The organism is Lysinibacillus sphaericus OT4b.31, assembly GCF_000392615.1.
Classification (GTDB): Bacteria; Bacillota; Bacilli; order Bacillales_A; family Planococcaceae; genus Lysinibacillus; species Lysinibacillus sphaericus_B.
In genome coordinates this window covers 751,416-764,121 of sequence record NZ_KB933398.1, presented here as the reverse complement: position 1 = coordinate 764,121, position 12,706 = coordinate 751,416, and the positions used below count along the sequence as shown (strand labels likewise).

The 12,706-nt window shown below is 36.7% G+C and carries 9 protein-coding genes and 1 pseudogene; 5 read left to right on the top strand and 5 right to left on the bottom strand.

Annotated elements, in window-relative coordinates; genetic code table 11:
* The first annotated feature begins 95 nt into the window (after positions 1-95).
* Positions 96-2,282, top strand: a complete 2,187-nt coding sequence (locus H131_RS03530; RefSeq protein ID WP_010857676.1) for an MMPL family transporter — start codon at positions 96-98, stop codon at positions 2,280-2,282.
* A 197-nt stretch (positions 2,283-2,479) separates the two neighbouring features.
* Here the strand turns inward: H131_RS03530 and H131_RS23415 are convergent.
* Positions 2,480-2,566: pseudogene (locus H131_RS23415) on the bottom strand (SDR family oxidoreductase); the annotation flags it as partial.
* Between the two features lie 191 nt (positions 2,567-2,757).
* Entirely contained in the window at positions 2,758-4,272 is a 1,515-nt protein-coding gene (locus H131_RS03525) for an MDR family MFS transporter (protein ID WP_010857675.1), read from the bottom strand.
* A gap of 157 nt (positions 4,273-4,429) precedes the next feature.
* Here H131_RS03525 and H131_RS03520 point away from each other — a divergent pair, with 157 nt between their 5' ends.
* On the top strand, positions 4,430-5,338 hold the full coding sequence (locus H131_RS03520) for a TetR/AcrR family transcriptional regulator (protein ID WP_010857674.1): 909 nt from the start codon (positions 4,430-4,432) through the stop codon (positions 5,336-5,338).
* A gap of 239 nt (positions 5,339-5,577) precedes the next feature.
* On the opposite strand, the gene H131_RS03515 is transcribed toward H131_RS03520, so the two are convergent.
* Complete coding sequence (locus H131_RS03515; RefSeq protein ID WP_010857673.1) at positions 5,578-7,224, bottom strand: sensor histidine kinase; 1,647 nt, start codon at positions 7,222-7,224, stop codon at positions 5,578-5,580.
* Entirely contained in the window at positions 7,224-7,925 is a 702-nt protein-coding gene (locus H131_RS03510) for a response regulator transcription factor (RefSeq protein WP_010857672.1), read from the bottom strand. Before H131_RS03510 ends, H131_RS03515 begins: the two co-directional genes overlap by 1 nt.
* A gap of 104 nt (positions 7,926-8,029) precedes the next feature.
* On the opposite strand from H131_RS03510, the gene H131_RS03505 reads away from it, so the two are divergent.
* The 3 genes from H131_RS03505 (at position 8,030) to H131_RS03495 (ending at position 10,487) form a co-directional block, all read left to right on the top strand.
* Entirely contained in the window at positions 8,030-9,196 is a 1,167-nt protein-coding gene (locus H131_RS03505; RefSeq protein WP_010857671.1) for a DUF418 domain-containing protein, read from the top strand.
* Between the two features lie 336 nt (positions 9,197-9,532).
* A complete protein-coding gene (locus H131_RS03500; RefSeq protein WP_010857670.1) occupies positions 9,533-10,087 on the top strand; it encodes an SLOG family protein in 555 nt (184 codons plus the stop codon).
* Between the two features lie 85 nt (positions 10,088-10,172).
* The gene (locus tag H131_RS03495; protein WP_010857669.1) at positions 10,173-10,487 is read left to right on the top strand and encodes a hypothetical protein; all 315 of its coding nucleotides are present in this window, start codon (positions 10,173-10,175) and stop codon (positions 10,485-10,487) included.
* Between the two features lie 297 nt (positions 10,488-10,784).
* Here the strand turns inward: H131_RS03495 and H131_RS03490 are convergent, their stop codons facing one another.
* Positions 10,785-12,494: a methyl-accepting chemotaxis protein gene (locus H131_RS03490; protein WP_010857668.1), complete on the bottom strand. Its 1,710-nt coding sequence runs from the start codon at positions 12,492-12,494 to the stop codon at positions 10,785-10,787.
* Positions 12,495-12,706: the final 212 nt, after the last annotated feature.

The window sequence follows — 12,706 nt, the reverse complement described above, 5'->3', positions numbered from 1 at the left end:
TAGACATAGTATAACATATCAATAATTATCAGTTGATTAATTAACCTTCTGGTATATATAATTAATACCACATACAAGGAATGGAGGTTCATGTCATGCAAAAACACCCCCTCGAGCAATGGGGCGCAATGGTCGCAAGCAAAAAAGGTCGATTGTTAGCAATCACCCTGTGGGTATTACTTGTTGTTGTCCTATCTTTTGCTTGGCCACAAATAAATAGTATCGAAAGTGAATCAGGTAAAAATCTGCCAGAATCAGAAATGTCTGAGCGAGCGGCATCTATCATTGCCGAAGAATTTCCAAATGATGCCGGTACACCCCTGTTACTTGTCTGGCATCGTGAAAATGGTCTAACTACTGATGATTACTCAGCCATTCAAAATGTATACAAAGATCTAAAAACGAATCCTTTAGCGTACCAATCTCTTGTTCCACCTTATGATGAAATGCCACCTCAGGCTTTTTTGGCATCTACATCTGAAAATGGTTCAACAATTGTTACACCTATTTTCTTTGAAAAAGACGTTGCTACTGATTTATTACAAGAAAGCCTAACTAATTTAACAAAAACAATGGAGAAGTATAACGCTCAATTAGATGAAGAGCTAACAAGTGATTCGCTCCATGTACGTTATTCTGGCCCTGTCGGCATTGCAACAGATGCTGTTAGCTTATTCTCGCAGGCTGATGTGAAGCTACTAATCGCAACTGTCATGCTTGTACTAGTGCTATTAATTTTAATTTATCGTTCTCCACTGCTTGCCATTATTCCACTAATCGTTGTAGGTCTTGCCTATGGTGTCATTAGTCCGACACTTGGTTTCTTTGCCGAGCAAGGCTGGATTGAGAAGGATTCACAGGCTGTGTCCATTATGACTGTATTGCTATTTGGTGCCGGAACAGACTATTGTTTATTTTTAATTTCGAAATACCGTGAAATACTGTTTGACTTTGAGGATAAGGCAACTGCAATGAAGATTGCTGTAAAAGAATCTGGCGGTGCCATTATGATGAGTGCTTTAACAGTGGTCATCGGATTAGCCACTCTTAGTTTTGCCCACTATGGTGCATTCCAACGCTTTGCTGTGCCGTTTAGTTTTGGCGTTTTAATAATGGGGATAGCTGCACTAGTTGTACTTCCTGCTATCCTTGTTATTATTGGACGTGTTGCCTTCTTCCCATTCACACCACGTACAGAGGAGTTGGCACGTAATAAGGGCAAAAAACAGCATAAGCCATCTCATAAAGTAAGCCGCAAAATCGGCCATTTCGTCACGCATAAACCTTGGGTCGTTATTGCGGTGACTGTTCTTTTACTAGGCGGTTTAGCAGCATTTGTACCACGTATTCAATATACATTTGATTTACTATCTTCTTTCCCAGAAGATATGCCCTCACGTGAAGGTTTTACTTTAATAGAAGAAAATTTTTCACCGGGTGAACTTGCTCCAGTTCAACTTGTAATTGATACGAAAGGAACAGCTATTAATATCCAACAGTCTCTCACTTCGCTACCTTATATCGATACTGTTGGAGATGTCCAAATTGGAGAGAAAAACGATTCCATTCAATTATACGAACTTTCATTTAATGCAAATCCTTATGCAAAAGAATCATTGGCACATATTCCAGAGCTTAAAGCTGAAGTTATAACTATACTTGAAAACGAAGGTATCAAAAATGCGGATAAGCAAGTATGGATTGGCGGAGAAACAGCAAGTCAATATGATACACAGCAAATTACTAAACGTGATGAATCAGTCATAATGCCTACAATGATTGCATTAATAGCCCTTTTATTATTTATCTACTTACGTTCTGTCACAGCAACAGTGTATTTACTGGCTACAGTCATCATTTCTTATTTCGGTGCACTCGGTGCAGGATGGCTTATTTTGCACCACGTCATGGGAGCAGAAGCGATTTCAGGAGCTATGCCACTGTATGCCTTTGTATTCTTAGTGGCACTCGGTGAAGATTATAATATTTTCATGATTTCAGAGATTTGGAAAAAACGCAAAAATGCAGATCATTTAACGGCGGTAGAAGAAGGCGTAGTTCATACAGGTAGTGTTATTACATCCGCTGGTCTTATTCTAGCAGGTACATTCGCTGTACTCGCAACACTACCGATTCAGGTACTTGTTCAATTTGGCGTTGTAACTGCTATTGGTGTTCTACTGGATACATTTATTGTACGTCCACTGCTTGTTCCAGCCATTACAACTGTTCTTGGAAAATATGCATTTTGGCCAGGACCGTTATTTAAAAAGGATGCCTAAGTCTTCACTTCAAAGGACGTCGTTTCACTAATAATTGTAACCCGTTTTTTGTGACGCTCTTTAGCACACAGAAAACGGGTTATATTTTAAAAAAAACGTTTTTTCACCTACATTTATCAATTTATCGACCAACTTCTTCAAGTTATCGATAACTATGAACGATTTATCCCCCAAATTCACTCATTTACCCATTAAAATTAATGCGCTGTATATCCCCCATCAACAAGAAGGGTTGTCCCATTAACAAAACTTGCTTCATCACTAGCTAAAAACAAGACAGAGCGTGGCGACGAGGAGCCTGAAGCCCTGCCCGCGAAAAGCGTCCGCCGTAGCGCAAATCAACGGGTTCATATAAACTTCTATTTGAAAAGAAAAAAGACAGTAAACAAACTCCATTTTTTGAGTTTGTTTACTGTCTGACCCCGTCCTAAGAACGTGTTATTTTTGATTATAGATTTAAAGTTAAATAAAATTATTAATTTGTTGGTTTTTTCAAATCCATTGTAGCTGCCGCACTTTCAACATTTACGCGTTTTAAGAAGAACGCTAGCACAAGTGCTAATACTGTTACTACAGCCGCGATTAAGAATGAATGTGTAATACCATCTAATAAGGCTGTTTGCATAATCTGATCTTGCATTTGTTGCATTTGCTCAGCTGATGGTACAACACCAGATTGAGCAGCTTTCGCTTGTGCTTCTGCGATTAAGTCTGCCGCCGTTGCTTTCGTACGGTTGTTCATAAATGTAACCAACACTGCACTACCAATCGCTCCTGCTACTTGTTGTAAGGTATTATTGATAGCCGTACCATGTGGATTCATGATTTGCGGTAATTGATTTAACCCATTTGTCATAATTGGCATCATTACCATTGACATACCTAACATACGTATTGAGTACATCGATACGATAAATGTATAGCTAGAATCCATTGTCAATTTAGTTAAACCGAATGTTGCAAGAGTTGTAATTGTTAAACCAATGATCGCTAAAACGCGCGGTCCGAATTTATCAAAAAGCTTACCTGTAATTGGCGACATAATACCCATCACAAGTGCCCCCGGAAGCATCATTAAGCCCGCTTCAAATGGTTCAATTCCACGAATTGATTGTACATAAGCCGGTGTTAAAATCATCCCAGAGAACATCGCCATCGAAACAATCACAGAAATAGCCGAGCTAAGTGCAAACATCGGATATTTGTAAATACGTAATTCAAGTAAAGGCTCTTCCATACGTAATTGTTTAAAAATGAAAATAATTAAAGAAATAAAACCAATCGAAATTGTACCGTACACCCAAGGACTAGACCATCCTTTATCCCCTGCTGTACTAAAACCATAAAGAATACCACCAAATGCAACTGTCGATAATATTACGGAAGGGAAATCTAAATGAACTTCACGTGTCTCCATCACGTTTTCTAATTTCCACACACCGAATAGTAAACTAATAATTGCAAATGGAATAATCATTTGGAATAGCATGCGCCAATCATGATGTTCCACAATCCAACCTGACAATGTTGGGCCAATGGCAGGTGCTGCAATCATAACTAAACCAAAAATCCCCATTGCTGCTCCACGTTTTTCTTTTGGGAAGCTCGTCAGCATTACATTCATTAAAAGGGGTGACATACTTGAAGCCCCTGCTGCTTGCACCATACGACCGGCTAATAGCACGCCAAAGTTCGGCGCAAAGCCAGCCATGATTGTACCAATTGTAAATATTGTCATCGCTGTTATAAATAGATGTCTATTTTTAAAGCGTGTTACGAAAAATGCTGAAGCTGGTACTAGGATACCACTTACAAGCATGTAACCTGTTGCAAGCCATTGTACTTTTGCGTACGTGATACCAAAATCATTCATTATGGTTGGCAACGCAACATTTAACAATGTGTTGTTAAGAAAAGCAACAAAAGCACCCACAAATAAAATAGCAATCATGCCATAAGGGGGCTTTTTCATTGTTAAGTCATTATTCATTTATATCCCTCAATTCTTTCTTGTTGTTTAAGATAAAACTTATTTTATACTCGTAGTCTACTTTTTTCAACAATTTAGATTAAGAAATTTAAAAACATTGATATATAAGCGTTTTCATTATAGAATGATAGTATAATAAATTAAAAAAGGTGAGGTTATGAACAAAAGAAAAAGACAAATACTTACTTCCGCTCGTGAACTTTTTATAGAAAAAGGATTCGTGGATACCTCCATTAACGATATTATTAGTGCAGCTAAAATATCTAAGGGCACATTTTATAATCATTTCGCTTCAAAAAACGAATGCTTAATTGCCATTCTAGATGAGGGGCGTGAGGAAGCAAGCAATCGTCGCCATGAGCTTCTTTACGGCAAAGATCCGACCGATTTGGAAGTATTAACACAGCAAGTTGCCGTGCTCATGTATGTCAATCGCGAGCACAATCTTATTCAAATTTTCGAATCCATTTTTCATTCGCGGGATAATGAACTAAAGAAAATCATTATAAACTATCACTTACAGGAGCTAGAGTGGCTTGCTAATAGACTTGTACAAGTTTTTGGCGAAGAAATTAGTCCGATGAGCTATGAGTGTGCGGTACAAACACTTGGTATGATTAACCTCTCCTTACGTGCAGTTTTAATTTCTGACTACAAATATATTAATCGAGAAGCAATTGTACGTGTTGCATTACGCAATATTAGTGTAATTATACCCGCAATGTTGGAGTCAAAAGATATCATTATAAGTGTTGAGATGATTAATGCTATACAAAATGTCGTGAATTATCGTTCAGTCAGTAAAGAAATGGTACTCGAACAACTACAAGGTTTTACGAAGGGATTATCGAAGGATGAAACGATTGAAGGTTTAGAGTTTGCTACTTTTTTAATGGAAGAATTACAGCAAAAGAAGCCTAAGCTCTTTATTATTGAATCATTACTTACACCTTTCAGAAAAGCATTCGTTGGAACCGAACACGTTGCAGAGGCGCGTGATATCGCCAATAATTTATGGCGTTACGTAAAAATTGAACACCCTTCTGAGCGCTGTAGCAAAAAATAACAAACCGCTAGTGCTTTGAACGGCTAGTGAGAAAAAAGTCAGGGCTGTCCCAAAATAATAGTATGCCTAGGAGTACCTTCGGCATACTATTTTTTCCAATACAAAAAACATGCGAAGATTTCTGCGAATCGTATTTGTGGCGAAAGCGTAAGTGAAACTTCAGCCATAAAGCAAGATAATCGTTATTGTTTAAAGAACTTTTCGAACAGCCCCATGTTTTCTTTTCAAACATTTATGTGTTATAGTCCACACGAAAATTTCACAACAAAAATAGTACCTGTTGCATCTGAATTCACGCGAATTGTCCCATTATGCAAATCAATTAATTGTTTTGTAATCGCTAATCCTAGACCAGTACCCGTTGTATCATCCGTTGTATTTGTTCCTCGATAGTAGCGCTCAAACAAGTTATCTAGTTCCGTTTGTGGAATTCCTGGACCTTGGTCAGCAATTGTCAACATGACGCCTTCTTGCGTATTTTGCGCCTCAACACTTACCTTCGTGCCATTCGGCGTATACTTCTTGGCGTTTGTAATTAAATTATCTAAAATACGCTTTAAAAGAAGTTCATCTGCATCCAGTATGACATCCCCATGAACATGCACACACACCTGTTTGTCTGCAAACTGTAGTAACCACGTATTTAGTGGTAGCGATACCTTATCAAGCTTTATCGCTTTATTTTTCAATTGATACGTATAGGTTAAATCTTGAATGAGTGCATCCATATATGTAGCTTTTTCCTGCATGGTTTGCGCAAACGTACGCATTTCATCATTCGTCCACTCATAATCACCTGAAGCCAACATTGTTGAATAACCGTAAATAGAGCTTAGAGGTGTCTTTAAATCATGTGATAGTCCCGTAATCCATTCTTCACGTAATTGTTCAGATTGCTTAATTTGTCTTTCATTAGAGGCAAGTCGGTCCGATAAATGATTGAGCGATTCATCGACAGGTTGGAATAATTTAAATTTACGCTTCAATTTCCCTGTCTTCTGGTGATGAACTTTCTTATCACTCAATTTCCGGTAATCAAATTGCGCGAGTTGTTCAATCCGTGAAATAACGTATACAAGCGGTCGAACAAATTGGCGTGAAATCCCTATGGATAAGAAAATGACGCCAATTAACAAGATAATATGTCCTCCGAAAAAAATCGCTACAAAAAGAAGCATCGCTTTATTAAAAGGTTCTTCAAAAGGTTTATAGGCTGGATTCGGCATGCGCACAACAAGTGTTGTTCCATCCGCTAGTGTTGCACTTTGAATAAGTTCTTGCTGTTCGAAAATGTCATAATTTTCTTCTAATAATTCAGGTTTATTCAGTTTTTTATAGCTTTCGCCAATAACTTTTACGCGCTTCCATCGATCATTATAAAGCTCTATAGAAGCCTTATTATCATTTAAACGCTGGAGCAAGTCTGCAGGCATGTCCTCATTTTTTTGCCAAACACTATATGTCTCGTCAAAAAGAGGCTGCACAAGTGAAGTAGGTAAAAATAATAAGTAATATTTAGATAGTTCCCATGTATGCATACCTGATCGTTCAAGAGACATAATTTCACTATCAGCAATTCCGCAAAGTTCGCATGTATCGCCTGTATAATCCACTATGTCCATTGATTGATTGATTAAATATAACTGCCCTAGATTCTCCTCAGCACGTTCTACTAAATAGTCCGCAATTCGCACTGATTTCCCATCCTTTATTACTGCGTCATCTACAATTTCATAGGAAGTCATGGTATGAATATTATCACCGACGCGTTTATTGATAAAAAATGCGAAAAATAACAGACTTACAATAAAACCCAAAATAATTAATAAATAAAATACTGTGAAATACGATACAAAGCGCAGTGTTAATCTCCTTGATGGTTTCATCACTGCACATCTCCATTGAGCTTATAGCCAATTCCTCTAACTGTGACAATACAACTTGGCTTACCTGGATCTACTTCTATCTTTTCACGTAGTTTACGAATATGAACCATCACCGTATTATCATCGAATATATAATCTCCCCACACACGTTCATAAATTTGTTCCTTTGATAATACTTGCCCTGTATTTTCACATAGATATTTCAGCAAATGAAATAACCTACCACTAATAATATCCTTTTTACCATCAACTGCGAGCTCCGCTGCATCCATATTAAACACAAAACGATTACAAGTATATATATGTCCCTCCTGCACATCCTCACTTTTCTTCATATAACGTGTAAGATGTACTTTTACCCTCGCCACAAGCTCTAGCGGATTAAATGGTTTCGTAATATAGTCATCTGCACCATTCATAAAGCCTCGCAGTTTATCAGCATCACTACTCTTTGCAGTTAAAAAGAATATTGGTGCATCCGTTTTTTCGCGTATATGCTTTGCCATTTCTAAGCCACTGCCATCCGGCAACATGATATCTAACAGATAAAAATCAAATTTCCCGCTTGCTATTTCCCTCATAGTATCTTGAACAGTGCCACAAAGTGTAATGTTGTCGATTCCTTCTTTGCGCAAAATGATGTCTATCATTTCCGCTATAGCTCGTTCATCTTCTAACACTAAAATTTTCGCATTTTTCATATTATCACCAACTTTTAAGATTACTTTAAGGTAGTCATTATATCCCTATAAGATTTTACTATTACTCTATGTATAAGTTAACCAATTAAGGAGATAAAACGCAAATGACAACAAATCGTGTTACCTTCATTGATAGTATGCGTGGATTGAGTTTGTTTGGGATTTTGATGGCTAATCTGCTTATTTTCCAATTTGGAATGTATGGCAAAGATGAGTTAGAAAATTTATCAACATTAGATAACGGTGCATTATATTTTGTAAAAGTCTTCATTGAGGGCTCATTTATGCCGATTTTCACCATTTTGTTTGGATTTTCTCTTATTAAATTTATTGAATCAGTCCGAAAAAAGAAAAATAAAAGTCGATGGTCCATTCTGCGTCGCTCAATTGGGCTAATTGTCATCGGTTGGCTCCACTCATCGTTTTTATGGGAAGGCGATATTTTATTATCTTATGGCTGTATGACATTATTTTTAATTCCGTTCATTAATCGTAAACCAAAAACATTATTTATATGGTGCGGTGTATTATTTTTACTTACTACAGCTTTAACGTTCGGTCCTACGGAGATAGCAAAAAAAGAACAGAACGAACTTACTACCTATATTGAAAAGGCAGATGCAACTTATGCAAACGGGAGCTACCTAGACATATATGATTTCCGTGCAAATGTTATGCCTCCTGGATTAGACGATCCTTTTTTTATAATCATCATCTTTATTTTTGCACCGTTATTTTATGCACCATTGTTTTTATTTGGTATGGGGCTCGCTAAAATACATGCGTTTGAAAATATGCAAAAAGAACAGAAATGGTACATTTCAGGAGCAATTTTAGTTCCATTAGGACTCGCTTGTAAAGCATTTAGCTTTATAGAAAATAATTTTTCCGGCATGTTACAAATGGGTGGTTCACAGCTATTAGCAGTAGGCTATGTATGCTTAGTAGCATTACTCTTTAATACTCGACCTATACAGCTTCTTTCACCTGCTTTTGAAAGTGTTGGCAAGTTATCGATGACCAATTATTTAATGCAAACAATCATTTGTACGACAATATTTTACGGATATGGCCTCGGTTTATATAGCAAATTAGGCGTATTTGGCGGCATCGTATTTGGGGTTGTACTCTATAGCTTACAATGCATTTTTAGTATTACTTATTTAAAGAAATTTAAACGCGGTCCGTTCGAAACCGTACTGAGGATATGGACGAATTGGTCATGGAGTGGGCAAACGAAACAGAAAGGATGTACTTTAAATGAATCGTGAAACGAAAGAGGATTTCACAGATACATGGTGGTTTTTAGGAATTTGCGCAGCTGTTGGCGTCGTTTTTACTATTTGTGCATTTTAAAAACTTACCCTATCAGAAAACTTCTTGGAAATACGTAACACTACAAATTAGCATTCAGTTCCATAATCCCAGCAAATAAATGGATAAATCTACCAACAATACTGCTTACCAAACGACGATAAGTAGATTCTACCACGCCTACTCAAAATCTACTAAATGTAATGAAATATCTAAAATACATCATAGTCGTTTTCATACATCCCCCTACTGTATACTATTTGTACATAATATACAGCTTAGGGGGCTTTTCATTGCTACAAAGAATTATAATAACAGGCTACAAACCGCACGAGCTCGGTATTTTCAATGACAAACATCCTGGGATTCCTATCATTAAAAAAGCATTGGAAAATCGCCTTCGTCTACTAATTGATGAGGGGTTAGAATGGGTTATTATTAGTGGCCAGCAGGGCGTAGAAACTTGGAGCGCAGAGGTTGCCCTTATGTTAAAGAAAGAATTTCCCGAATTAAAACTTGCTGTGATTACACCATTTTTAGAGCAGGAGAAAAATTGGCAGGATATAAAAAAAGAAAAATATCTGTCCATAGTAAGTCAAGCAGACTTTGTAACGAGTGTCACTAAAAAACCATACGAGGCTCCATGGCAGTTTATTGAAAAGGACAAATTTATCATTCAAAACACAGACGGACTGCTACTTGTCTATGACGAAGAAAACGAAGGCTCGCCAAAATATATGAAGAGGCTAGCTGAAAAATATATGGAAACGAACGGCTACACCCTTTTAATGATTACTGCGTATGACTTACAAGTAATTGCAGAAGAAATTCAACAACAGGATTGGTAAATAAATATTGATATAATTTTCTGACAATTATATACTAAACTAAATAGAGTATGATGGCATGAATCTTGAAAGGAGCTGTTGACATTTGAATAGAAAAGTCGAAATGATTTCTGAGATCTCACCTGTGAATGTCTCACATGATACGTACCGTCGAGAGTGCCAATATACGCGAGGGATTCATATTGAAGAGCAAGAATTCAAAGCCATTTTAGCTACAATGTGCCACGATTCACGCTTGTATTTTGACTTCCATAATCCTCGAAAAGAGATTAAGCAAGGGACATATTTAAATGGACACTCCGGTCTGGCACGCAATATTTATGATTACTATAAAACAACATACGACCTTGAAATTACTGAAATTATGAACGGCAAGGATTTTTATGTGAAAATTATTTAACATGCGAAGGAGACACGATGAAACTTCATCATGTCTCCTTTTTTAAAAATTATCCTCGTAATGTATAGATTGGTTGTGCTTTAACAGGGGCATCAACATATCAGCTTTCGATTAGACACCCTTTTTAAGCGTGAAGCTTTTATTATATCTTCTAATTTCTATCTTTTTTTGAAAGACTTATGATTTATGACGACACACTCATCTAAGAATGCTATTTTAAATTACAAACAAAAATACACGTCATTGACTAATTCGAAGCCCTGAACATGTGTTTCTGTTAATTCTATCTTTTAATTTTTACACTTTGAATGTATTTGTTTTTTCTTGTAGAACTTCAGCCATTTTAGAAAGTGCCGAAGTAGATGCAGTAATCTCCTGCATAGAGGCTAACTGTTCTTCTGTAGCCGCTGAAATATTTTGCGTCCCTTCTGTGGAGCTTTGGGCAATTCCATTAATTTGTGCCATGGATTTGGACATTTGATCGGCTCCTGCAACCATCTGTTGAACGGAAGTAGACACTTCTCGAATTTGAACAGATACCTCGTTAATGGCATATTGAATTTTTTCAAAGGATTCACCTGCAACGTTCACATTGTTAATACCTGTTTTCACTTCATTCGTTGTGAACTGCATGGAATCTACCGCTTTATTCGTTTCTGCTTGAATTCTTGTGATTAGTTCAGAGATTCTTTGTGCCGACGCAGACGATTCTTCGGCTAATTTTCGCACTTCTTCTGAAACGACCGCAAATCCTTTTCCATGTTCGCCTGCTCTTGCTGCTTCAATTGCTGCATTTAACGCCAATAGGTTGGTTTGTGCTGCAATACCTGTAATGACTTCAACAATTTGTCCAATCTCTGCCGAGCGCTCACCTAAACCACTAATTACATCATCTAAACTACCAATAGATATTTGAATAGAGTTCATCTGTTGAACTGCGGTTTTAATAATATCATTTCCATCCACTGAAAGTTGTTCTGCTTGTGTAGCAGCCTCAGAAACGATTGTAGAATTTCCAGCTATTGTTTGGACACCTTGTACCATTTGATTCACAACATCTGATGTTTCTATAATTGTTCTCATTTGATCGTCCGAACCGCTAGCCACCTCTAACGTAACAGATGCAATATGTTCACTTGCCTCACTTGTTTGTTCTGCACTTGCCGAAAGTTCAGCCGAAAATGCCGCCATCTGATCGGAAGATTCTTTCACCTGACCAATTAAATCCCGTAATTGAGCAATCATATGGCTAAATGAAGACGTTAAGACTCCTAGTTCATCCTTAGAATCATAGTCTACATTAAAATTCAATTCCCCAGCTTCTGCTCGTTGAACAGCAAATTTTAATTTTTCAATTGGAGAAATTAGATATTTTCGTACACCCATAAATCCGACGGCAACAAACAGAATTCCTAATACAATTGAAATGATTAAAGAGGTTGTGATTCCTTTGCTTGCTCGGGCTTTACTTTCCATATTCAAAGTACTTGCATGTTCTTGATTTAAATCTGTCAACGCGTTACCTTTTGAAATAATTTGATCTAAAACAGGCTTGGCCTTTGAATTAAAGAGGTTTATTGCCTCGTCATTCTTATTGACAAGACTTAGTTGAAAAACTTGCTCCATGTTTGTTTTAAAACTGGGATATAGCTGAATCAGATCACTTATTAATGCATCCTCTTCCGCTTTCAAATTGGCTGCCTTTAGTATTTGAAGATTGTTTTCATTATCTTTAAAAGCATTCATCACTTCATCATTAATTTGTTTAGTGGTTGCTTCATCTATAAACACAAAAGAACGATACATATCTGAAACAATAATCCGGTTTTTAAGTCGATATTCAGATAAAACAATACTTGGTTCTAGACGGTTTATATACATATTCTCTGTATTTTTCTCCAGAGATTTCATTGTGATATATCCATTCACTTGGATAATACCAACTGTTAGAATGGAAATACACATTAATAGGACTAACTTTTTAAATATGGATAAGTTGCGTAGCATGGTTTATACTCTCCTTTTTGAATTCATGTATATTTCGACATCTTTCGATATTTCTTAACTGAATATCGACAAATTAATTTAATTGAATAAATCAATCTAATTTACTAATAAAATATTTTGAAAACGGTTCTTTAGATACAAATTCAATGTTTTACATAAAAAAGGAGAAGTGAAATTTCACTCCTCGTTATTTTTCATATTTTATAGTTTTC